This is a genomic window from Thalassorhabdomicrobium marinisediminis (assembly GCF_003072065.1).
Taxonomy (GTDB): Bacteria; Pseudomonadota; Alphaproteobacteria; order Rhodobacterales; family Rhodobacteraceae; genus Octadecabacter; species Octadecabacter marinisediminis.
In genome coordinates this window covers 129,493-152,720 of the sequence record NZ_QCYG01000003.1, presented here as the reverse complement: position 1 = coordinate 152,720, position 23,228 = coordinate 129,493, and the positions used below count along the sequence as shown (strand labels likewise).

Genomic DNA, 23,228 nt, shown 5'->3' with positions numbered 1-23,228 from the left:
ACCTTTCACGTCAGACGAGTTGGCTGCGGACCAGACCCACAGAGGCCAGCCCGATCAGGAGGATAAGACACAAGGGGCGGTAGTAGCCAGAGAGCCGTTCGGTGAACAGCATCTGGCCCAGCACCACGCCGAGGATCGTCGGCACAGCAAAGACGAGCCCGCGGGTGATGCCGGAGAAATCCATCACGCCGAACAGCGTCAGGACCACCATTGAGGTTGTCGCACCCAGAAACAGGTAAAGCACCAATGTCGCACGCATCACGCGGGCGGACCTGTCAGCGGCAAGGATGTAGAACGCGACCACCATGCCGCCCACATGGGCCACGCCGCTGGCAAACCCCGCTGCCACGCCGGTACCATAAAGCCCCGCCTTCGTCGCCAGCCCCGGGATGCGCAGGCGCGCCAGTTGCGCGGCCGCCAGCAGCACGATCACGCCCAGCGCCAACGCCTTCGAGGTCTCGACCGGCAGCGCCAGCGTCAGGCTCAGCCCCAGCGGCCAGCCGACCAGCGCGCCGAGCGCCAACCCGTAAGCCATAGGGCGGTCGGCGGCCGCCCAGCCGCCCCGCACCATGATGAGCGAGGCAGCCATCTCGAGCCACCACAGCATCGGGATCAATTCGACCGGCGGCAGGATCACCACCGCCGTCGCCATCACCATCGCCGAGAGGGCAAAGCCCGAGAAGCCGCGCACGATCCCCGCCAGAAGCGTCAGCCCCGCAAGGGCTGCGAACTCGCCCCCCGTCAGGGCGGTCAGCTCGAGCAGGGGTGTGGCGGCGCCAGTCATGTACCCGCGCCAAGCGTGACCGCATCCAGCGCGATCTGGCGCTCCTCATCGGCCTCGATTACGTGCACGGGCAGCTCCCCGAGGAACGACAGATGCGCCATGATCCGGTCGCGGATTTCGGCGGCGTTCTCACCGATCCCGCCGGTGAAGGCGACCGCATCCACCCCGCCCATGGCCACCACAGCCGATCCCGCATGTCGCGCCGCCCAGTAGCAGAAATGCTCGACGGCAAAGGCGGCCTCCTCGGAGTCGGCCCCCAGCAGCAGACGCATGTCATTGGACCCGCCCAAAGCCTTCAACCCGCTGTCCTTGTTGAGACTGCGCGCGGTCTCTTCAGGCCCGTGAACTTCGGCCATGCGCAGCACCGCCATCCCGTCAAGCGCGCCCGATCGCGTGCCCATGGTCAGCCCGTCCAGCGGCGAATAGCCCATCGAGGTGGCCATCGATTTGCCGTTCCGGATCGCACAGAGCGAGGCGCCGGAACCAAGGTGGAAGGCCAGCAACCGTTCGGGCAAGCGGTCCTCGAACTGGGTAACGATCCAGGCGTAGCTGAGCCCGTGGAAGCCGTAGCGCCGGATGCCCATGGCGCGATCCCGCTCGGGGATGGCGTAAGTCGTGGCCACCGGCGGATTGGTCGCGTGGAAGGCGGTGCCGAAACTGGCGTATTGCGGTAGATCAGTGGCCAGCGCATGCACCGCGCGGATGCCTGCCAGATTGTGCGGATTGTGAAGCGGGGCCAGCGGCGTCGCGGCCTCGATCCCGGCGATCACATCCTCGGTGATGCGTTGCGGCTCAACCAGAGAGGTGCCGCCATGCACCACGCGATGCGCCGCCGCGGTCAGCCTGTCTGAAGTGACGTCCTGCGCCGCAAGACTGTCGAAAATCGCGGTCAGGGCCGCGTCGTGGTCAGGGGCGGCGACGTCCTTGTCGTGTGCGCCCAGCGTAAGGCGCGCCAGCGCGCCGCCGATCCCGCTCACCTGACCGGCCATGACTTGCGTCAGGTCCGGTTGGAACAGCGCCACCTTGATCGAACTCGACCCTGCGTTGACGACCAAAATCACGCGGATGCCGCCATGATGGCCCCCAAGGCGATTGACGACAGACGCGCCGCCGCCGGGTCCGCGCGGGAGGTCAGAAGGATCGGCACCTTGGCGCCCATGACGATGCCACCGGCGCAGCCGCCCCCGAGATAGACGAAGGATTTGAACAGCGCGTTGCCCGCCACGATGTCGGGCACGATGATCGCATCGGCGCGCCCCGCGACCGGATCATCGCCCAGCCCCTTCGCCTCAACCGCACGCGGCGACACAATCAGGTCAAACGCCAGCGGGCCGGAGAAATCCGCACTTTCGATGCTCTCTCGCGCCCAGTCGCGCAGCTCGCGCCCCGCCACGGAAGAGGGGACCGAGGCGATCGGGCTTTCGGTGGCAGAGAGGAACGCCACCTTGGGGCGCGGCGTGCCCAGCCTGTGCAGCAAGCCCACGACCGCCGTGGTTGCATCCTTGCGCGTGTCAAGGTTGGGGGCCACGTTCACCGCCGCATCGCTGATGGTGATCGCCCCCGTCCCTTCCGCGCCGGTGATGTGGAAGATATGCACGAACCGTTTGCCCGTGCGCAGGCCCGAGTCGCGCGCAACGGCCGCCCGCATGAAGGTATCGGTGTGCAAATGCCCCTTCATCAGCACATCGGCCCGCCCCTCGCCACAGGCGCGGGCGGCCGCCAGACCGCTGTCCAACTCACCCTCGGCCTCGATGATTTCATAGCCCGAGATGTCCCAGTCGAGCGCTTCTGCCGCCGCTTCGATCCGGTCGCGTTCGCCGGTGAACAGCGGCACCATCATGTTCGCCTCGGTCGCTTCTTTCGCGGCCAGCATCGGCAGGTCCGCACCGGCGCGGGCGATGGCCACGCGCGGAGAGGGCGCCTTTTGCGCCTGTGCGATGATATGGGCCGGGGGCTGCGCGTCAGCGTCGGAGAGGAAGGGGGACATACGGGCCGGGACCTTTCTGAATCTTGGAACCGGGGCAAAGCATCTTCGCCCCGGCCAGAAGGTGCAAGGAGGATCAGGCCTTTTGTGGCCGCATGTCGCCTTTGGAGATCCCCGCCACCTGCACCGGCTTTTTCATGGCGTCGCGTCGGAACGGCTCACCCAATTCCTGATTGATCATCGCTTCGATCAGGGTGGTCACGCCGTTTTCCATCTGGTCCTTGATCGCCTGATCCAGCGCGGCGGTCAGTTCCTCCTGCGTGCGGGCCACGACACCTTTCAGGCCGCAAGCCATGGCGATCCCGGCATAGGACACCTCCTCATCCAGTTCGGTGCCGACGAAATTGTCGTCGAACCAGAGCGTCGAGTTGCGCTTTTCGGCCCCCCACTGGTAGTTGCGGAACACGATCTGCGTCACCGCAGGCCATTCGCCGCGCCCGATGGCGGTGAGTTCGTTCACCGCGATGCCGAATGCGCCGTCGCCGGCAAAGCCCACCACAGGCACGTCCGGCTGGCCGATCTTGGCACCGACGATGGCGGGCAGACCGTAGCCGCAGGGGCCGAACAGACCGGGGGCCAGATATTTGCGCCCGTCGTCGAAGTCCGGATAGGCGTTGCCGATGGCGCAGTTGTTGCCGATGTCGGACGAGATGATGGCATTGCGGGGCAGGGCGGACTGGATCGCACGCCACGCCATGCGCGGGCTCATCCAGTCAGGCTTGTCGTTGCGGGCGCGTTCGTTCCAGTTGGTGCCCGGATCATCCTCTTCATGGTCCATGGAGGACAGTTGCTGCTTCCACTTCGACTTGGTCTCGGAAATCTTCGCCTTGCGCGCATCGCGGCCCGCATCGCCCGCGTCGTCGGACAGGTTGGCAAGAATGCCCTTGGCGACTTTCGCCGCGTCCCCGACGATGCCTACAGTAACCTTCTTGGTCAGGCCGATCCGGTCGGGGTTGATGTCGACTTGAATGATCTTCGCGTCCCCGGGCCAGTATTCCATGCCATAGCCCGGCAGGGTCGAGAAGGGGTTCAGGCGGGTGCCAAGGGCCAGCACGACGTCGGCCTCCTTGATCAACTCCATCGCTGCCTTCGAGCCGTTGTAGCCCAAGGGACCGGCGAACAGCGGGTGCGAGCCCGGGAAGGCGTCATTGTGCTGATAGCCCACGCAGACCGGCGCATCGAGCCGTTCGGCCAGCGCCTTGGAGGCCTCGATCCCGCCTTTGGAGAGGACCACGCCCGCGCCGTTGAGGATCACCGGGTTCTTGGCATTCGAGATCAGTTTGGCCGCTTCGGCCACCGAGTTTTCGCCCCCGGGGGAGACTTCGAATTCAATCGGTTCGGGGATATCGATATCCACCACCTGCGTCCAGAAATCGCGCGGGATGTTGATCTGCGCGGGGCCCGACAGCCGCTTGGCCTGAGAGATCACGCGGGTCAGCACCTCGGCCACGCGGGACGGGTCGCGCACCTCTTCCTGATAGGCGACCATGTCCTCGAACAGTTTCATCTGTTCGACCTCCTGGAAGCCACCCTGACCGATGGTCTTGTTGGCAGCCTGCGGGGTGACAAGCAGCAGCGGCGTGTGGTTCCAGTAGGCGGTTTTCACGGCGGTGACGAAATTGGTGATGCCGGGGCCGTTCTGGGCGATCATCATCGACATCTCGCCCGTGGCGCGGGTGTAGCCATCGGCCATCATCCCGGCGCTGCCTTCGTGGGCGCAGTCCCAGAACGTGATGCCCGCATCGGGAAAGATGTCCGAAATCGGCATCATGGCCGAGCCGATGATGCCGAAGGCGTTGTCGATGCCGTGCATCTGGAGGGTTTTCACGAAGGCTTCTTCGGTGGTCATTTTCATGCGGATTTCCCCTGTGCAAATTTGCGCTCAAACTAGGGACTTCGCCCCACGCGGGTTAGGGCCAGTTGCTGGCGGGTCTTAAGGCCACGTGGTCGCCGCCGGCGCGGGTATGATCGGGGGCGGTTTTGCCGCTCAGCCCATCTCTTGCAGGGTCGCCGCAAGCTGCGCGATCCCTTCTTCGATGCGCGGCGCGGGAATCGAGCTATAGGCCAGCCGGTAGTAGTTCGCAGGCGGGTTCGGTCCGGCGAAAAACGTGTGCCCGGGCTCGATCAGAACGGACTTCGGCTGCAACGCGCGGGCCAGCTCGGCGGTGTCCACCGGATCGGGCGCGCGCATCCACAGCGCCGAGCCGCCGAAGCTGCCCGCGCCGGCCACGGTCAGCCCATGGGCCTCAACCGCGGCGTCCATGGTCATGCGGCGGTCATGGAACGCGCGGGACATGCGCCGCACCTGCGCGTCGTAATGCCCCCGCGACAGGAAATAGGTCACCGTGCGCTGGATGTGACCCGGCGGGTGACGCAGCACGCTGGCCCGCAGGGCGCGGGCTTCGCGGATAAAGGGCGCGGGCCCCACCAGATAGCCCAGCCGCAGCCCCGGAAAGATGGATTTCGAAAAGCTGCCCACATAGATCACCCGCCCGTTCCGATCGAGCGATTTCAGCGCGGGCGAGGGCGGCTTGAGAAAGGACATCTCGAATTCGTAGTCATCCTCGACGATCAGGAAATCATCCGCCTCGGCCTTGTCCAGAAGCGCCCGGCGGCGGGCCATGGGCATGGTCGCGGCGGTGGGGCATTGATGGCTGGGGGTGGTGAAGACGACGTCGGTGTCATCGGGCAGCGCATCGGGGCGCAGCCCGAGTTCATCCACCGGAATCGCGTTCAGGTGACAGCGCGATTGCTCAAGAATGCTGCGCAGTTGCGGATAGCACGGATCCTCGATCGCGGCGCTGCGCCGCTGGGTGAGAAGGATCTGCGCCGTGGTCCACAGGGCGTTTTGCGCGCCCAGCGTCAGCAGGATCTCTTCCGGTTTGGCCAGAATGCCCCGCCGCGGCAGGGTCTGGCGGGCGATGAAATCGATCAATTTCGGGTCGTCGCTGTCGAAATAATCCGCCGTCAGCGCGTCGAAATCCTTGCGCCCCAGTGCTTCGAGCGCGCAAAGCCGCCAGTTGGCGCTGTCGAACAGATCCGGATCGGCCTGCCCGTAAATGAACGGATAACGATAGCTGGCCCAGTCCGCAGGCTTCGGGATCGCATCCGCCGAGGTGAAGCGCTGGCCGATGGCGCGGGACCAATCAACGGTGCTCTTGTCGCTGCCCTTGGCGGGAAAGGCGGGCGGCTCGGGGGCATTCTCGGACACGAAATAGCCCGACCGCCCGCGCGCGACGATGTAATCGTCGGCCAGCAATTCGGTGAAGGCCAGCGTGACAGTGATCCGGCTGACGCCCAGATGTTCCGCCAGCTTGCGGGTCGAGGGGAGCTTCTCACCCGGGCGGAAGCGGCCCGACAGGATCCCCTCGGCCACGAGCTGCCGGATCTGGGTTTGCAGGGTGCCTTCGGCATCGGGCTGCAGGAAAAATGTCTCAACAGGAAGGGCCATGGGGGCAGGTTATCTGGCCCCATTCGGAAGGTAAACTGGCCTTATGTCACGGCGCTATTGCTGTTGTAGCACCATCGCCGCAAAGGCCCGACTGTCGACCGCCAGATTGCCCACCGCAAAGGGCGTCTTGTCATCCTCGGGGTTGAAGAACGTGCTGTCGATGGCGATAATTTTCCATTCTCCATCAACATTTAGCAAGAAGGGTGAGCCGCTGTCCCCCTGCGCCGTGTCGCATTCGTGCAGGATCGAATTGTCCTCATAGGCTTCGACGACGCGGCATCCCTGATTGCCCGACAGATTGTCGCCCGTGTCCCATGAATAGCCCGCCTGATTGACCAGCAGCCCGCGGCCCGCGATCTGGCTCAGATTGCCGTCGGTCAGCTGGTGAATCCGCAGAAAGCCCACCTCATCCCCCAAGGGGCGGTCCAGCATCACAAGCGCCCAGTCGTGGCCATTGCCGCCCCCCGGGGGCGCCACGTCGGGCCGGTAAGAGGGGTCGAACACCGCGCCGGTCACCTTCGCTTCGCCCATGTTTCTGCCCTGTGACAGACCGGCCGAGAACCGCAGCGGGGTGACGGTTTCCTCGCCGCTTTCGGTCACGCAATGGGCAGCAGTCAGCACCAGCGACGGGCCGACAAGGGTGCCGGTGCAGGTGCCGTCGTGCAATTCGAGCGACCCGATCGCCCGCCACGGCAGTTGCGTGGCATCCACAAGAAAGCGGTCATCGCGGCCGAAGAAGTGGTTTTCCAGACCCGCCGGACGGGACCGGCCCAGACAGTCGGCCGTGTCCGACAGCACCGGGCAGGTGCCATCGCCGCCGTCCGGTTCGTTGCACACCCCGTCAAAGGCGGTGCTGCAACTGTCGGTGCGGTTGCGCAGATAGGCGACGGCGGCGCAATCGGTGCGATCCGTGCCCGAGGCGCAATTGTCGGTGCCGATCCCCGGCTCGTCACATTCGCCGTCATTGGCCCAGCGGCAGCTGTCCTCTCCACCCAGCGCCAACGCCCGACAGTCCGAGGCGTCGGTGCCGCTTGCGCAGTAAACCGTGCCGCCAAAGGCTGCGTCGTCGCATTCGCCGTCATTGGCGTATTCGCAACTGTCATCGCCCAGTCGCGCCCGCAAGTCCCCGGGCACAAGGTCGAGCAGACGGGCGCGGGCGTCTGGCGAATTGCCATAAAGGCTGCAATCGGTGGCATCGGTGCCGTCGCGACATTGGCCGCCCCCGCCATAACGCGCTTCGTCGCAGGCGCCGTCGTTGGCCCAGCGGCAACTGTCATCGTCAATCCCTGCCGCAAGCTGGCGACAGTCCGAGGTGTCGGTGCCGGTTTCGCAATAGCCCCCGCCGCCGTAGCGGGCCTCATCACATTCGTTGTCGTGGGCGTATTCGCAACTGTCCGCGGACATCGGCACAAGCCCGACCTGTGGCGCGCTGGGGGTAAGCTGGATCGGATCGGTCATGGGCACCAGCGCGGTCCCCTGATCGACGCGCGCCAGACAGTCTGTGGCGTCGGTGCCGCTGTCGCAGGCGCCGGTGCCGCCCAGGGCCGGGTCGTCACACTCGCCATCGTTGGACCAGCGGCAGGTGTTGTTGCCCAGCGCCTCGATGTCCGCCTGCTGCACGCCCAGACTGCGGGCGCGGCTGAGAAAGTCGGTCTCTCGCGTGACCTGCCACAGGTTGCAATCGGCGGTGTCCGAGCCGTCCTGACAGGCGCCGGTGCCGCCATAGCGGAACTCGTCGCACTCGCCGTCATTGGCAAAGGTGCAACTGTCGTCGGTGATGTTCCGGCTCAGCAAGGCGCAGTCAGCCGTATCGGTGCCCGCATCGCAATAGCCTTGACCGCCGAAGCGCGCTTCATCGCATTCGTTGTCATTGGCGTATTCGCAAGAATCTTGTGCCAGCACAGGGGTGGCGAGCAACAACGCCAGCGCAGTCAGAACCGAACGGAGCATGGAAATCCCTCAAATCTCAAAATCACGATCATCATGGCGCATAACAAAGGGCCCGGTCCACCTAAGAACCGGGCCCTTCGCAAGAATGTGGATCCGACCTAGCCGAAGACGCGGCCCAAGGCCCGATCGACGGCCTCGGTGATCTCGTCAATGTCATCCGCCGTGGCGATCAACGCGGGCGAGAAGGTCAACGTGTTGTTTCGGCTGGGGATCGAGCGGTTGGTCGCGCCGATGATGACGCCCTGCTGCATACAGTCCGCCACGACCGCACCGACGCGCTTTTCATCCATCGGTTCCTTGGTCTTGCGGTCGGTCACCAGCTCAGCGCCGCAGAACAGCCCCTTGCCGCGTACGTCGCCGATCACCGGATGTTTCTCGGCCAGCGCCTGCAAATTCGCCAGCATCCGCTCACCCATGACCAACGTATTGGCCAGCAGGTCTTCGTCTTCGATAATCCGCATATTCTCCATCGCTGCCGCAGGCCCCGCCGTGCAGCCGCCGAAGGTCGAGATGTCGCGGAAGTAGTTCATCGGATCGCTCGCGTCGTCCTTGAACAGGTCGAACACCTTTTCCGAGGTCACACAACACGAAATCGCCGCATAGCCCGAGGCCACACCCTTGGCCATGGTCACGAAGTCCGGCTTGATGCCGTAGTTCTGATAGCCGAACCAGACGCCGGTGCGGCCCACACCGCAGACCACTTCATCGATGTGCAGCAGGATGTCGTATTTGTCGCAAATTTCCTGCACCCGCTCCCAATAGCCGTCGGGCGGGGTGATGACGCCGCCGCCTGCGGTCACGGGCTCAAGGCACAGCGCGCCCACGGTGTCGGGGCCTTCGCGCAGGATCACCTCTTCGATCTGGTTGGCGGCCCAGACGCCGTAGTTCTCCTCCGGTGCGCCGTCCTGTTCATGCTTGCGGTATTCCATGCAGTGCGGCACGCGCACGAAGCCCGGCGCGAAGGGGCCGTATTGCGCGTTGCGTTCGTCCTGTCCGCCCGCGCTCATGGTGGCAAGGGTCGAGCCGTGATAGTCGCGGTCGCGATACAGAATCTTGTGCTTCTTGCCGCCATAGCGTTTGTGGGCGATCTGGCGCACCATCTTGAACGCCTTCTCGTTCGCTTCAGAGCCGGAATTGGCATAATAGACCCGTTTCATTCCGGGCATCTTGCTCATCAGCTTTTCCGCGAACAAAGCCCCGGGGATCGAGCCGGTGGTGCCACCGAAGAAGTTCATCTTGAGGATCTGGTCGCGCACCGCATTGGCGATGCTTTCGCGGCCATAGCCCACGTTGACCGTCCAGACCCCGCCCGAGACGGCGTCGATATGCTCTTTGCCGTTCTGGTCCCAGACGCGCATGCCCTTGCCCTCGACGATGATCTTGGGCTCGCCGGTCTCGAAGGGTTTGTGCTGCACCAGATGGTGCCAGACGTGGGCGCGATCTGCGTCAACCACGTGGCTCAGATCGTTGGCTGTCATGCCGTCCATGAGTTTTCCTCCGCTTGGAATCACTGGGCGCCATCCGGGCGCGATGGCATACTATCCCCGTTCCGGGCGCTTCCAAATAGGGCCAGTGTGCCCCGTCAGATAAGGCCAAAACCGATGCAGGCGCAGCAATCGCGCGACCTGTGTCGCTGGGTGATACCGCGCGGCTCAATAACCGCTGCGGCGCTGCGGCATCGCGTTAGAAGTCGACCGTGACGCCCGGCAGGTTCAAAGCCTCGATCAGGCCGCGCAATTCCTGCCGTGCGGCGACGTTCGAGATATTGAGCCCCTTCACGCCGATGTCGCGCAGGTCCAGCAGGGTCAGCCCGCGGGGGAACAGCTCGCGGAAGATCACCCGCTCGTTAAAGCCCGGCGCGGTGCGAAATCCGATGCGTTTGGACAGTTTCGCAATGGCCGCTTCCATCTTTTGCTTGTTGACCATGTTCTGCGCGCCCAGCCGGTTGCGCACCACGATCCAGTCGATGGGCTCGAACCCCGCCTGCGCGCGCAACTGCCGCGCGTTCCAGACCATCTGGGAATAGACGGCGGGGCCCTTGATCGTCTCACCGTCGCTGTCGATATGGGCGAGCAGGTCGAAATCGATGAAACTGTCGTTCAGTGGGGTGATCAGCGTATCGGCGAGCGAATGGGCCACCTGTGACAGGCGGGTGTGGCTTCCGGGGCAGTCGATCAGGATGAAATCGCTGTCGGGTTCCAGCCCGGCGACGGCCATGGACAGCCGGTGATCGAAGATATTCTCCCCCTCGCGCAGGGTGTCGGGGTCCACCTCGGGCAGGTCGTGATAGGTCGGCGTCGGCAGGTCGAGGTCATGTTCATCCATATAAGCGCGCCGGTTCTCGACATAGCGGCCAAGGGTTTTCTGGCGCAGGTCCAGATCCAGCGTGCCGACCTTGTGCCCCATGCGCGCCAGCGCGGTGGCCACGTGCATCGAGACGGTCGACTTGCCCGCGCCGCCCTTTTCGTTCCCCACAACGATAATATGTGCCACTGCCCCGGCCCCTTATGTGATGCGCCGGATCGTTGTCCGGCCCCCGTAGATGCGTCGGCGTAACCATACCGATGGACGGGCGCAAGGCAAACAGGGATTGACATAAGCGGTTCGGGGGGCCATGTGCCACCCGACGGTCTGATGCCGGCTGCCGCGTGAGCAGGCCCCAACACGGGGCAAAGGTGCATCGACCACGGATTCAAATCCGACAGGTTCCCAATATCACGCAGGGGCGCCGCGCCAGATCGGCGGGCCTTTGAACAGGTTAATGGGCATTCGGCCCTCCGTCAGCCTTTGGCGCAACCCTTTTGCAATGCTGCGGCCATTCGGGCGCGTGGCGCGTTTTATGCGGGTGCCTGCGGCGTCCGCCCCGATCCAAGGATTAAACATGGATTTCGATATGCTGGGCCTCGCGCCCCGACTGATCAAGGAACTCGAACGTCAAGGGATCACCGATCCCACGCCCATTCAGGCGCAGGCGATCCCCCACGCAATGAACGGCCGCGACGTCATGGGCCTTGCCCAGACCGGCAGCGGCAAGACGGCGGCCTTCGGCTTGCCGATGATTGATATGCTCTTGAAAGAACAGGGCAAACCCGACCCCAAGACCGCGCGGGCGCTGATTCTGGCCCCCACGCGCGAATTGGCGAAACAGATTCAGGAAAACCTCGCCGCCTATACTGCTGGCACGCACCTCAAGACCATGTTGGTCGTGGGCGGGGCCGGCATCGTTGGCCAGATGCGCAAGCTGGAACGTGGCGTCGATCTTCTGGTGGCGACACCGGGCCGTCTGATCGACCTGCTGGACCGCAAGGCCGTGCGTCTGGGCGAGACGCGGTTTCTGGTGCTGGATGAGGCCGACCAGATGCTCGACATGGGGTTCATCCACGCCCTGCGCCAGATCGCGCCGCTGCTGGCGACCCCGCGCCAGACCATGCTGTTCTCGGCCACCATGCCCAAGCTGATGGCGGAACTGGCGGGGGCCTTCCTCGACAATCCGATCCGGGTGCAGGTGAACGCGCCGGGCAAGGCCGTCGACCGGATCGAGCAATCGGTGCATTTCGTGGCCAAGGCCGCCAAGACCGACCTGCTGATTGAACTGATGGACAAGCACCGCGACGAACGCGCCATCGTCTTTGGCCGCACCAAGCACGGCTCGGAAAAGTTGCACAAGCTGCTTGAGAAGAAGGGCTTCGCCAGCGCGTCGATCCACGGCAACAAATCACAGGGGCAGCGCGACCGCGCGATCACCGATTTCAAGGCCGGTAAGGTCAAGGTTCTGGTGGCCACCGATGTGGCGGCCCGTGGCCTCGACATCCCCGAGGTGAAGCACGTCTATAACTACGACCTGCCCAACGTGCCGGAAAACTATGTCCACCGGATCGGCCGCACCGCGCGCGCCGGGGCCGATGGGATGGCGATTGCCTTCTGCGCCCCGGACGAGATGGGCGAATTGCGCGACATCCAGAAGGCGATGAAGGCGGATATTCCCGTGGCGGGTGGCCGTCCCTGGGCGCGTGATGAGGAAGAAGCCAAGCCCAAGCGCGGCGGCGGGGGCGGCGGTGGACGTCGCTCCGGCGGCGGACGCAAGCACGGTGGCGGACGTCCCGGCGGGGGCGGCGGAGGCGGCGCGGGCCATGCCGGTGGCGGTAAGCCCGGCGGCGGCAACCGCCGGCGCAAACCACGCAAACCTGCGGCCTGAGTTGAAAAATCGCGACTGAACTGCTAGATTGTTAACCAATAATAATATGAAATCTGGCAGTTCAGACCGCATGCTCAAACTCGATCGCCTGTTCCGCGACTATGTCGCGCCCATGTTCCGTCGTCCGAAACGGCTTCAGGTGGCCGCGCTTTGCCATCGCACGGGCAAGCGCGGAAAAGAGGTGTTGCTGGTCACCAGTCGTGGCACCGGACGCTGGATCATCCCCAAAGGCTGGCCCATTCGCGGACTCGCTTCCTCTGAGGCCGCAATGCAGGAGGCTTGGGAAGAGGCGGGGGTCAAAGGCGATACGCCGCAGGATCAGGCCATCGGCACCTACAGCTACGACAAATGGTCCAACAGCGGCCTTCCGGTCCCGGTTGAGGCGCTGGTCTATTCGGTCGAGGTCGACAGTCTGGCGCAGGATTTCCCCGAGGCGCACCAGCGCCGCCGCCGCTGGGCCACGCCAGCCGAAGCGGCGACGTTGGTGGACGAGCCCGAGCTGAAGTCTATTTTCAGGAACATCGACAGCTAAAGGTGTTGCGCTGCGTCATTCGGGATTGATCTGTTGCCTTGATGGTGTATGGCGTGCCCCTGTCAAAAGGGGAGGGTCCTATGACCGAAAATAACAGTGGCGATGCCCGCCATCTGGAAACGCTGGATCGCGATCTGGCGCGCTATTCAACCCTGGAAGTCGCCACGCAGTATATCTCACGGCCCATTGTCGGTCCGGGGATCGCGCTGGTGTTCATCGTGCTCGCGGGTCTGGTGTCGGCGATCATGTTCGGACAGACCAACAACGCGATGATCGTCGTCGTGGCCGCCTGTTTCGGGGCCTATATGGCGCTGAACATCGGCGCCAATGACGTGGCCAACAACATGGGGCCCGCCGTGGGCGCCAATGCCTTGACCATGGGCGGTGCCATTGCAATTGCCGTTATCTTTGAAAGTGCCGGGGCCTTGCTGGCCGGGGGCGACGTGGTCTCGACCATCGCCAAGGGGATCATCGCGCCCGAAGCCATCGGCACGGCCGAGACCTTCATCTGGGCGATGATGGCCGCGCTTTTGTCGGCGGCGCTCTGGGTCAATCTTGCCACTTTCGTGGGCGCGCCCGTGTCGACCACCCATTCGGTCGTCGGCGGCGTGATGGGCGCTGGCATCGCCGCTGCGGGCTTCGGTGCTGTGACATGGGGCACCATGTCGGCGATCGCGGCCTCTTGGGTGATTTCGCCCCTGCTGGGCGGGATCGTGGCGGCCTTCTTTCTGTTCATCATCAAGAACCGGATCATCTACCGCGACGACAAGATCGCCGCCGCCCGTGTCTGGGTGCCCATTCTGGTGGGGGTCATGGCCGGGGCTTTCGGCGCCTATCTCGCGCTCAAGGGCCTCAAGAAAATCATCAAGATCGACCTGCCCGTTGCCCTGTTGATCGGCCTTGGCATCGCTGTGGTTGTCTGGGCGGTGATGATCCCGGTGATCCGCAAGCAAAGCGAAGGGCTGGAGAATCGGAACAAATCGCTCAAGGTGCTGTTCGGCATTCCGCTGGTCGTCTCTGCGGCGCTGCTCTCCTTCGCCCACGGAGCCAATGACGTGGCCAACGCCGTGGGCCCCTTGGCCGCCATCGTGCAGGTGTCGCAGTCCGGCGATTTCACCAGCGCGTTCTCGATCCCGATCTGGGTCATGGTGATCGGCGCTTTCGGCATCTCGTTCGGGCTGTTCCTGTTCGGGCCGAAACTGATCCGCATGGTCGGCAGCCAGATCACCAAGCTGAACCCGATGCGCGCCTATTGCGTGGCGCTGTCGGCGGCGATCACGGTCATCATCGCAAGCTGGCTGGGCCTGCCCGTAAGCTCGACCCACATCGCCGTGGGCGGCGTCTTCGGGGTCGGCTTCTACCGCGAATGGGACGCCGAGCGGCGGTTGCGCAATGCGCGCGCCGCAATGCCCGACCGTCCGGTCTATTCCGCCGAGGAACGCCAGCGCCGCAAGCTGGTGCGCCGCTCGCACGTGCTGACGATCCTCGCGGCCTGGGTGATCACGGTGCCGGCGGCGGCGATCCTCTCGGGTGTGATCTTCCTTGGCCTGAACACGCTGCTCGGCTGACACCCGCTGCATTTGCAATGACAAAGGCCGCACCTTCGGGCGCGGCCTTTTCTTTGGCCAAGCGTCCAGACGCCCGCGCCACACCACTCGCCAACGAAAAACGCCGCCCCCGAGGGAGCGGCGTTTGCTGTTGCGAAAGCTGCGTGGCTTAGAAGCCCAGACCTTCGTATTTCTTCTTGAACTTGGAGACGCGGCCGCCGGTGTCCATCAGACGCGAGCTGCCGCCGGTCCATGCGGGGTGCACGGAGGGATCGATGTCGAGCGCAAGCTGGTCGCCCTCGGAGCCCCAGGTGGAGCGCATCTTCACGACATCGCCGTTCGTCATCTTGACGTCGATGAAGTGGTAGTCGGGGTGAATGTCTTTTTTCATGAACCCAATCCTTATGCGTCTGCGCCGCTGGACAGCGGACGATAGTTGGTCTGTTCGGCGATACGCGCGGACTTGCCCCGGCGCGAGCGCAGGTAATACAGCTTGGCACGACGGACGCGGCCACGGCGTACGACGGTGATGCTGTCGATGTTGGTGGAGTGCAGCGGGAACACACGTTCCACACCTTCACCAAAGGAAATCTTGCGAACGGTGAAAGAGCCGGCGATGCCCTTGCCGTTCTTGCGGGAAATGCAGACACCTTCGTAGTTCTGCACACGGGTGCGGGTGCCCTCGGTCACGCGGAAGCCCACGCGCAGGGTGTCACCGGCTTTGAAGTCTGGGATATCCTTGCCCAGTTCGGCGATCTGTTCCGCCTCGAGTTGTGCGATCAAGTCCATTGACCGTCTCCTATTTTGACGCGCGGTTGACCCGCGGATGTGATCGGCTGCCAGAGCTTCGGTCTTCAACGGGTCGATCCCGAACCTGTTCGGAACGGTCGCCCACCGGAGAATTTCACGGCCTTGCTATGCTGCCGGGCGGGTTCGCGGTGAAGAGGTCGCGGCCAATACCAGACAGGTCCGAACGACTCATTCCAGCCGCGGACAGGCGAGGTATAGGCGCGCGGGCCCTGTGTGGCAAGGGGGAACCGGCGCGGATTGACACGGGCCCGGGCGCGTCCGGCCGCGGGTAACCGATCGTTCACGTTTGTCGGCTATCACATGCGCACAACCAACGGATATCACCATGAAATATCGAGCACAACGCTACCCCACGCGCTTTCAGGTCACCCTTCGGGTGGGCGCCGTGGGCTTCAAGTCGACGATCACCAGCATCAGCGCCATGGGCGCGCGCATCACGCTGGACCAGCCGCTGGCCGTGGGGCAGGGCATTTCGCTGGATTATGCGGGCCAACGGGTGCCCGCCAAGGTCCGTTGGGTGCGCAACGCCGCCGCGGGCGTGACCTTCGATCGCGCCCTGCCCAAGGCCGAGCTTGAGCGTCTGCGTAGCGGTCTGCCCGGCATCGGCGCGCGCCCGTCCCACCGCGTGGGCTTTGCCGCCCTGCGTCACTGACGGGGCGCGTTCGGTGATCACGCAGGCAGGGGCGGCGCCACACGCTGCCCCTTGAAACCGGACCGGACCTGGGACAGATGTGTGCCACGCTTGTTGCCATATCATTTCAGGGGCCGTCCGGTGTCAGACAGAACTTTCATTCGCCACGTCGTCTTGTTCAGCGCCAAGGACAAGGCCGACATTGGCCGCATCCGCGAGGGTCTGTCGATGTTGGCCGACATTCCCCATTCCTCGCTGTTCGAGGTGGTCGAAAACTCCCGCGTTGACGCCTTCTCGGGGGAGATCGACGTGGTCGTCTATGCCGAGTTCAAGGATGATGCGGCGCTACAGGCCTACAAGGCGGATCCGATCTATCAACAGGCCATCGACCTCGTGCGGCCCTTGCGCGACAAGCGGATCGCTGCGGACTTTTGAGCGGCAGGGCGCCAGCGCGGGTCCGGTTTGACCGGGGACCGTCCGGGCAGGCGGAGGAGTTTCGCGCCCCGCACAGGATCATCCGCGCCGACCGCCCCGACGATGTAGAGGCGGCGTTCGACGCCCTGCAGGCCGCGCAGGCGGCGGGCAAATGGCTGGCGGGCTATCTGTCCTATGAATTCGGCTATCTGACGTCCTCCAAACTGCGCGACCTGTTGCCCGGGGACCGCGCCGTGCCGCTGCTGCATTTCGGGGTCTTCGACGGGCCCGAGGCCGTATCGGCCATGGACACCGGGCAGGGGGGTGGCCTGTCCGCTGCTGCCCCGGCCTGGGGGCGGGACCGCTACGGGCGCGCCTTCGACAAGGTCCATACCTATATCGGCGCGGGGGACATCTATCAGGTGAACCTGACATTCCCGCTTGCGGCACGGTCCGATGCCCCGCCCGAGGCGCTTTATGCCGCTTTGTGTCAGCGGCAACCTGTGCCCCACGGGGCATATGTCAGCCTTGATGAGGTGACGTTGCTTTCGCGCTCGCCTGAATTGTTCTTTTCCTTGACGGCGGGCGGTGTTCTCCAGACCCGCCCGATGAAGGGCACCGCGCCACGGGGCGCGACCCCGCAGGAGGATGACGCCCTGCGCGACGGGTTGCAGACCTCGGTCAAAAACCGCGCCGAGAACTTGATGATCGTGGACCTGTTGCGCAATGACATGAGCCGCGTGAGCGAGATCGGCAGCGTCAAGGTGCCAAAGCTGTTCGAGGTGGAACGCTTCGCCACCGTCCACCAGATGACCTCGACCATCACCTCGCGCTTGCGCCGGGACGTCTCGCTGCGCGATCTGTTCATGGCGCTCTTCCCCTGCGGCTCGGTCACCGGCGCGCCCAAGGTCCGCGCCATGCAGATCATTCACGAGGTCGAGGACACCCCCCGCGACGCCTATTGCGGCTCGGTCGGTTGGATCGCACCGGACGGCGCGATGGCGTTCAACGTGGCGATCCGCACGTTGATGATGCAGCCCGACGGGGCGGTGCGGCTGAACGTGGGCGGCGGGATCGTGTACGACAGCACCGCCGAAGATGAATATGATGAGGCTTTGCTGAAAGCGCGGTTCGCGGACCTGAGCTAGTGGAAATCTCGTGATTTCGGGATGACGCGGGCGTTGCGCGGATGCCCCCGGGTGCGGTTGGCGGCGCTGGGCAGGGGGCTGTTGACGTGGTCCGCCCGCGACAACTGCGTCTCGAGCCGGTCCGGTGTCAGCCGGTCCAGCGCGTCAGAGCGGTCGATAAGGTCCTCCGCCACCACGTGAATAACCTCTTCCGAGCGTTGCACCACGCCGCGCACATCCAGAATGCGCGCGCCCATGATGACCTTGCGATAGGCCTCCATCATCTTCGGCCAGACCACAAGGTTCGCGACCCCCGTCTCATCCTCGATGGTGATGAAACAGACCCCCTTGGCACTGCCCGGGCGTTGCCGGATCAGCACGATGCCCGCCAGCTTCACCTGCTGCCCATTGCGCGTTTGCTTTAGCGTGGCGGTGGGCAGGAACCCCTGCCGGTTCATGCTGCGGCGCAGGAAGGACATCGGGTGCGCCTTCAGCGACAGCCGCGTGGTCTGGTAGTCCGATACCACATGTTCACAAATAGGCATCTGCGGCAGATCGAACCGCACCTCCTCGCCCTCGTCCTTCTGGCCGGTGAACAACGGCAGGTCCGGCGCGTCGCGCAGCGCCCGCGCGTCCCAGAGCGCCTGCCGCCGGTCCAGCGTCATCGAGCGCACCGCATCCGCCGCCGCCAGCCTGCGGATCACCGCCACACCAAGATTGGCCCGGGTTTTCAAATCCTCCAGATCGGCAAACGGATGCGTCCGCGCGTCCATGATCCGCTGCGCCATTTCCTGGCGCACGCCATCCACTTGGCGCAACCCCAGCCGCACGGCGAAAACCCCCGGGGCCAGCGGCTCCAGCGTGTTGTCCCAGTCGGAATAATTCACGTCCGCCGCCCGCACGACGACCCCGTGTTCACGCACATCGCGCACGATCTGCGCCGGCGCGTAGAAGCCCATGGGCTGCGAGTTCAGCAAGGCCACGCAGAACACGTCCGGATAGTGATATTTGATCCAGCTCGAGACATAGACGAGGTGCGCGAAGCTGGCGGCATGACTTTCGGGGAAGCCATAGTAGCCGAACCCCTTGATCTGGTTGAAACAGCGGGCCGCGAACTCCGCGTCATAGCCCCGCGCGATCATCCGGCCCACCATCATATCCTCGAGCTTTTCGATCTGTCCCTTGGAGCGGAAGGTCGCCATTGCCTTGCGCAGCTGGTTCGCCTCGTTCGGGGTGAATTCGGCGGCGACCATGGCGATTTTCATGGCCTGTTCCTGAAAAATAGGCACGCCCTTGGTGCGGCCCAGCACCTTGCGCAGCTCATCCGGGTCATGGGGCGGCCCGGGGGAGGGGTATTCCTCCGGCTCGATGCCGCTGCGCCGTCGCAGATAGGGGTGCACCATGTCGCCCTGAATGGGGCCGGGGCGGACGATGGCAACCTGAATCACAAGGTCGTAGAAGGTCGTGGGTTTCAGCCGTGGCAGCATGTTCATCTGCGCCCGGCTTTCGATCTGGAACACGCCCAGACTGTCGCCGCGGCACAGCATGTCGTAAACCTTCGCGTCCTCCTGCTCGATGTTGGCGAGCGTATAGGTCTTGCCGTAATGCGCCTCGATCAGGTCGAACGCCTTGCGGATGCAGGTCAGCATCCCCAACGCCAGAATATCGACCTTGAGGATGCGCAATTCGTCGATGTCGTCCTTGTCCCATTCGATGAAACTGCGGTCGGGCATGGCGCCATTGCCGATGGGCACGGTTTCGGTCAACGCGCGTTCGGTCAGGATGAAGCCGCCCACGTGTTGCCCCAGATGGCGCGGCATGCCGATAAGCTGGTCGGCCAGCTTGATCGTCCGCGCCATGAGGGGGTCCGACAGATCCAGCCCGGCTTCGGCGGCCTCGCGCTCGCCCAACTCGCGCCCGTAGGAGCCCCAGATCGTCTTGGCCAGCGCCGATGTGATATCCTCGGACAGGCCCATGACCTTGCCTACCTCGCGGATCGCCATGCGCGGGCGGTAGTGGATCACCGTGGCGCAAAGCGCCGCGCGGTCGCGTCCGTATTTGTCATAGATGTGCTGGATCACCTCCTCGCGCCGCTCATGCTCGAAATCCACGTCGATGTCGGGCGGCTCCTTGCGCTCCTCGCTGATGAACCGCTCGAACAGCAGGTCGTTCTGGTCGGGGTCCACGGCGGTGATGCCCAGCACGTAACAGACGGCGGAGTTCGCCGCCGAGCCGCGCCCCTGACACAGGATCGGCGGGGTGCAATCGGTGCGGGCGAACTTGACGATCTGGTGAATGGTCAGGAAATACTGCGGGATATCGAGCTTTTCGATCATCCCCAGCTCTTTCTCCAAAGCCCCGCGCACCTTCTCCGGCACGCCGTGGGGATAGCGCCACTCCGCGCCTTTCCACGTGAGTTCGCACAGATACTCCTGCGCCGTGCGCCCCTCGGGCACGGTCTCGCTCGGGTATTCATAGGACAGCTCGCGCAGGTCGAAGCGGCAGGCATCGGCCACCTCGCGGGCGGCGCGGATCGCGTGGGGCCACGGGGCAAACAGGCGCTGCATCTCGGCGGGAGATTTCAGGTGCCGCTCGGCGTTGGCGTGCAGCAGAAACCCCGCCTTGGCGATGGTCGTCTTGTGCAGCACGCAGGTCATCACGTCCTGCAAGGGTCGCCGCTCGGGCGCGTGGTAATGCACGTCGTTGGTGGCCAGGATCGACAGCCCGTGCGCGCGGGTCAGCGCATCAAGCCGGTTGATCCGCGCCACATCATCGCCGCGATAAAGATAGCTGGCGGCGATGTGTTTCAGCGTCGGCAGAGCGCGGCGCAGACGGGGAAAGCCGGCTTCGAAATGCGCGACATGGGGGCCGGGGATGGCGATCAGCTGCACGCCCGCGCTGTGCTGCGCCAGATCGTCCAGCGTGATGTCGCAGACGCCCTTGGCCTGCCATGCGCCGTCAACCCCGTGCCTCTTGCCCTTGGACAGCAACCGGCAGAGCCGACCATACGCGTCCCGGTCCCGCGGATAGGCGAGGAATTCCTCACCGCTTACCAGCGCCAACCGGCAGCCGATCACCGGCCGCATGCAGGCTTTCAGCGCTTCGGAGTGCAGCCGCACGACGCCGGCCATGGTGTTGAGGTCCGCGCAGCCGATGGCGTCATAACCCTGCGCCCAGGCCATCTCCGCCAGATCGGCCGCATCCGAGGCCCCGCGCAGGAAGGAAAAGCAGGTCGCCAGCCCGAGCTCCACGAAGGGCGCGCGGGCGTTGGGGGTGAAACTCCCCTCATCCAGCGTGTGACGCGGATAATGGTTCTCGCTCTCAGGCATGGGACCGGCCCTTCATCTGACCCTTAAACTCCCGCCGGAGGCCCGACGGCAGCCAGCAAAGGCAACGTCTGAAAACAGGGCGGGCCCCTCTTGCTCGGCCAACAGGCCGAGCAGCGCCCGACCCTCCCCCCGGGAGGGCGCTTCGCACCCCCCCAGGGTCGGGCGCTGTCCTTGATGACCGCCGCTCATTCACCCGAAACACCCATGCACGAACCAGCGCGGATCACCGCCGCGCCCGTCCTCGTGCAGGCCTTCGCGGTAGAGCCAGATGCGCCGCCCGAACTGATCCTCAACCTTGAAATAATCCCGCAGCCGCGTGCCGGGACGGTCGGTCCACCATTCCGGCGCGATCCGCTCCGGCCCGGCATAGCGGGCCACGCGCAGGGTCTGCTTGCGCCAGACGAATTGCGCGGGCGGACCTTCGGGCACCGCATAGAGCACGCGCACCTCTTCGGGGTGGTCGAACAGGCGGATCGGGCGGTCCGTGCGGACCTCCACCGTGGGGCGTTCCAGCGTCGTCAGGGCGGTGCCCCGCGCCTCGGCCCGCTCGGGGACATGACTTTCGCGCAGCAGCGGGCGGGTAACGGCGCGCGGGCCGAAACGCGCGCTCAGCCGGTCGATCAGCCGGCTCAGGTGCAGCGCCTCGTCGCTGTTGCCGTCAAAGGCGTTCTGCACCAGCTCCAGCGGTTCCACCCCGCCCGCGGTGAGCGTGATCAGGTCGAAGCCGAAGCCGGGGTTGATCCGTTCGACCTTGTCGCGGAACAGGCCCAGCAGGTGGTCCGCATCGCGGGTGGGGGCCGAGGTCGCGACCTCGACCGTGCTCACGTCGCCATCGGTCTTGTAGACGGTCAGCAGCAGGCTGCGGCACCCCTGTCCGGTCTGGGTCAACCGGTCACAAAGATCCGCGCAGAGGTCGGGCAGATGGGCGGTCGGATCGAAGATCGGCTCGGGCAATTGGGTCTGCACATGGATGCGCGGCTTGGCGTCGACGCTGGCCACGGGTTCGGCGGTCTTGCCCAGCATCTGGTCCAGCCGCAGCACCGGATTGGCCTGCAGGGGCGCTTTCACGAAGCGTCGGGTCAGCGACAGGCGCGGCACGTCGATCACGTCGCCCACGGTTTTCAGCCCCAGCCGGCGCAGCAGCAGCACGGTCTCACCGTCCAGCCGCAGGGCGGGCACGGGCAGGGCGCCCAGTTTCCATGACACCTCGTCCGCGGCGCAGATCGACCGGACAGGCCCGAACCGTGCCAAGGCCCAGGCCGCGCCCCAGGTGGGGGCCACGGCCAGCCCGGCGGACAAGCCCAGGCGCGACAGTTGCGTCTCCATCTCGATCAGCATCGCGGCTTCTCCGCCCATGAGGTGGTCCGATCCCGTGGTGTCAAGGATCAGCCCGTCGTCGCCGTCGCGCACCGTCCAGGGGCACCAGCGCCGCGCCCAGAGCACCAGCCGGTCCAACGCGTGACGATCCCCCGCGATGTCGGCGTATTCGACCTTCAACTCGGGGCAGAGCGCGCGCATGTCGACCACCCGTGCCCCCGTCTGGATCCCGGCCAGCCGGGCGGTGCGGTTGGCCGCATGGATCACCGGCCCGTGGTGACCCTCACGGGCCAACACCAGCGGCACCTCATCCGGTGGCGCGCTCCCGTTGCGCTCCATCACCCGCTGCCAACGCTCCATCGCCAGATGCGGCAACACGATAGAGACGATCCGCCGTCCGGTCATGTTCCGCCACCCACTGCCCGGGCTTCAACCGGCGCGAGCGGAACAGATCCAGCGACCAGCGCGGCAGGCCGGGCGCCTGTGCATCGTGCGGATTGGGGGCCGAGGGGGCCGAGGCGATGCGCCAGCGGTCGCGCGCGGCGCTCAGGTTCGCGGCCCCCGCCCGGCGCACCAGCCAGCACGGCACCTGCGCCGCTTCGGAGCGCAGCGCCAGCCGTTTCGTGGCGGTGAAATCCAGCGCCGGCGGATCGCCCCAGACTTCGCCCACGACGGCCCTGAGCGCCCGGCAGCGCAGGCCTTCTTCCATTGCCCACAGCACATCCTGCGCCCGCGACAGATCGACCAGAATGATCGCAGGCGGCGCGGCGGCGCCCGTGGCCATGCCCGCCAAGTAGGGCCGCCCGGATTCCTTGCGCGACAGGCGGTCCTGCACCCAGAGCACCGGAGCCTCCTTGCGGGGCAGGCGCGCCAGCAGATAGCCCACCGCCGCCGCATCGGTGGCCGTGTCGGGAAAAACTTCCGACAGGGTCGGCGTGGCAGGATCGGGCTGTTGCGCCTGACCTGCGAGTTTTTCCTGAAGACGTACCGATCGCATACACGACTCACCCTGCGCTTTGTTCCTGTTTTGTTCTAACCTGAGTCGCGCCACAGGTCAAACCCGCCAAGGGGCGGTCCTGCGCGTTCCTTCGCCGGGGTTGTCCGCGAAAGACCCTATACAAAAGGGCTTCGCCGCGTTAGGTGCGGCGCTTGACGAG

Annotated in this window: 19 protein-coding genes; 6 read left to right on the top strand and 13 right to left on the bottom strand. The window is 65.2% G+C overall.

Going from position 1 to position 23,228, the window contains the following annotated elements:
* Nucleotides 1–10: 10 nt before the first annotated feature.
* The 8 genes from DC363_RS05235 to DC363_RS05200 form a co-directional block, all read right to left on the bottom strand.
* Nucleotides 11–784: a TSUP family transporter gene (locus DC363_RS05235; RefSeq protein WP_108640082.1), complete on the bottom strand. Its 774-nt coding sequence runs from the start codon at nucleotides 782–784 to the stop codon at nucleotides 11–13.
* Entirely contained in the window at nucleotides 781–1,845 is a 1,065-nt protein-coding gene (locus tag DC363_RS05230) for an acetate/propionate family kinase (RefSeq protein WP_108640081.1), read from the bottom strand. The genes DC363_RS05235 and DC363_RS05230 overlap by 4 nt, the downstream gene beginning before the upstream one ends.
* Nucleotides 1,842–2,771 carry a phosphate acyltransferase gene (locus DC363_RS05225; RefSeq protein WP_108640080.1) on the bottom strand — a complete coding sequence of 310 codons (930 nt, stop codon included), beginning with the start codon at nucleotides 2,769–2,771 and terminating at the stop codon, nucleotides 1,842–1,844. The genes DC363_RS05230 and DC363_RS05225 overlap by 4 nt, the downstream gene beginning before the upstream one ends.
* Nucleotides 2,772–2,844: 73 nt before the next feature.
* Nucleotides 2,845–4,623 carry a sulfoacetaldehyde acetyltransferase gene (gene xsc / locus DC363_RS05220; protein WP_108640079.1) on the bottom strand — a complete coding sequence of 593 codons (1,779 nt, stop codon included), beginning with the start codon at nucleotides 4,621–4,623 and terminating at the stop codon, nucleotides 2,845–2,847.
* Between the two features lie 132 nt (nucleotides 4,624–4,755).
* On the bottom strand, nucleotides 4,756–6,219 hold the full coding sequence (gene pdxR / locus DC363_RS05215; RefSeq protein ID WP_108640078.1) for a MocR-like pyridoxine biosynthesis transcription factor PdxR: 1,464 nt from the start codon (nucleotides 6,217–6,219) through the stop codon (nucleotides 4,756–4,758).
* Nucleotides 6,220–6,273: 54 nt separating this feature from the next.
* The gene (locus DC363_RS05210; protein WP_108640077.1) at nucleotides 6,274–8,169 is read right to left on the bottom strand and encodes a trypsin-like serine peptidase; all 1,896 of its coding nucleotides are present in this window, start codon (nucleotides 8,167–8,169) and stop codon (nucleotides 6,274–6,276) included.
* A 98-nt stretch (nucleotides 8,170–8,267) separates the two neighbouring features.
* The gene (locus tag DC363_RS05205; protein WP_108640076.1) at nucleotides 8,268–9,656 is read right to left on the bottom strand and encodes an aminotransferase family protein; all 1,389 of its coding nucleotides are present in this window, start codon (nucleotides 9,654–9,656) and stop codon (nucleotides 8,268–8,270) included.
* A gap of 196 nt (nucleotides 9,657–9,852) precedes the next feature.
* Nucleotides 9,853–10,662, bottom strand: coding sequence for a division plane positioning ATPase MipZ (locus DC363_RS05200; protein WP_108640075.1), 810 nt, complete (start codon nucleotides 10,660–10,662; stop codon nucleotides 9,853–9,855).
* Nucleotides 10,663–11,050: 388 nt separating this feature from the next.
* On the opposite strand from DC363_RS05200, the gene DC363_RS05195 reads away from it, so the two are divergent.
* From DC363_RS05195 to DC363_RS05185, 3 genes are all read left to right on the top strand, one after another.
* Complete coding sequence (locus DC363_RS05195) at nucleotides 11,051–12,364, top strand: DEAD/DEAH box helicase (RefSeq protein ID WP_108640074.1); 1,314 nt, start codon at nucleotides 11,051–11,053, stop codon at nucleotides 12,362–12,364.
* Between the two features lie 70 nt (nucleotides 12,365–12,434).
* Nucleotides 12,435–12,896: an NUDIX hydrolase gene (locus tag DC363_RS05190; RefSeq protein ID WP_108640073.1), complete on the top strand. Its 462-nt coding sequence runs from the start codon at nucleotides 12,435–12,437 to the stop codon at nucleotides 12,894–12,896.
* Between the two features lie 80 nt (nucleotides 12,897–12,976).
* A complete protein-coding gene (locus DC363_RS05185; protein WP_108640072.1) occupies nucleotides 12,977–14,464 on the top strand; it encodes an inorganic phosphate transporter in 1,488 nt (495 codons plus the stop codon).
* Between the two features lie 148 nt (nucleotides 14,465–14,612).
* On the opposite strand, the gene rpmE is transcribed toward DC363_RS05185, so the two are convergent.
* Together rpmE and rplS are read right to left on the bottom strand one after the other, a co-directional pair.
* Nucleotides 14,613–14,834 (bottom strand): 50S ribosomal protein L31, encoded by a 222-nt coding sequence (gene rpmE, locus DC363_RS05180; protein ID WP_108640071.1) that lies wholly within the window; start codon nucleotides 14,832–14,834, stop codon nucleotides 14,613–14,615.
* An 11-nt stretch (nucleotides 14,835–14,845) separates the two neighbouring features.
* On the bottom strand, nucleotides 14,846–15,232 hold the full coding sequence (gene rplS, locus DC363_RS05175) for a 50S ribosomal protein L19 (protein WP_108640070.1): 387 nt from the start codon (nucleotides 15,230–15,232) through the stop codon (nucleotides 14,846–14,848).
* 346 nt (nucleotides 15,233–15,578) lie between these two features.
* Between rplS and DC363_RS05170 the strand changes: the two genes are divergently transcribed.
* The 3 genes from DC363_RS05170 to DC363_RS05160 all read left to right on the top strand — a co-directional run bounded on the left by DC363_RS05170 (nucleotide 15,579) and on the right by DC363_RS05160 (nucleotide 17,446).
* Complete coding sequence (locus tag DC363_RS05170) at nucleotides 15,579–15,905, top strand: PilZ domain-containing protein (RefSeq protein ID WP_108640069.1); 327 nt, start codon at nucleotides 15,579–15,581, stop codon at nucleotides 15,903–15,905.
* A gap of 120 nt (nucleotides 15,906–16,025) precedes the next feature.
* A complete protein-coding gene (locus tag DC363_RS05165) occupies nucleotides 16,026–16,319 on the top strand; it encodes a Dabb family protein (protein WP_108640068.1) in 294 nt (97 codons plus the stop codon).
* On the top strand, nucleotides 16,316–17,446 hold the full coding sequence (locus DC363_RS05160) for an aminodeoxychorismate synthase component I (RefSeq protein WP_108640067.1): 1,131 nt from the start codon (nucleotides 16,316–16,318) through the stop codon (nucleotides 17,444–17,446). Before DC363_RS05165 ends, DC363_RS05160 begins: the two co-directional genes overlap by 4 nt.
* Here DC363_RS05160 and DC363_RS05155 read toward each other — a convergent pair.
* The 3 genes from DC363_RS05155 to DC363_RS05145 form a co-directional block, all read right to left on the bottom strand.
* Nucleotides 17,443–20,754, bottom strand: a complete 3,312-nt coding sequence (locus DC363_RS05155; RefSeq protein ID WP_108640066.1) for an error-prone DNA polymerase — start codon at nucleotides 20,752–20,754, stop codon at nucleotides 17,443–17,445. The two genes, DC363_RS05160 and DC363_RS05155, sit on opposite strands and share 4 nt — an antisense overlap.
* Nucleotides 20,755–20,943: 189 nt before the next feature.
* Nucleotides 20,944–22,410: a Y-family DNA polymerase gene (locus DC363_RS05150; protein WP_196778384.1), complete on the bottom strand. Its 1,467-nt coding sequence runs from the start codon at nucleotides 22,408–22,410 to the stop codon at nucleotides 20,944–20,946.
* Complete coding sequence (locus DC363_RS05145) at nucleotides 22,379–23,068, bottom strand: ImuA family protein (protein ID WP_108640064.1); 690 nt, start codon at nucleotides 23,066–23,068, stop codon at nucleotides 22,379–22,381. Before DC363_RS05145 ends, DC363_RS05150 begins: the two co-directional genes overlap by 32 nt.
* Nucleotides 23,069–23,228 lie beyond the last annotated feature (160 nt).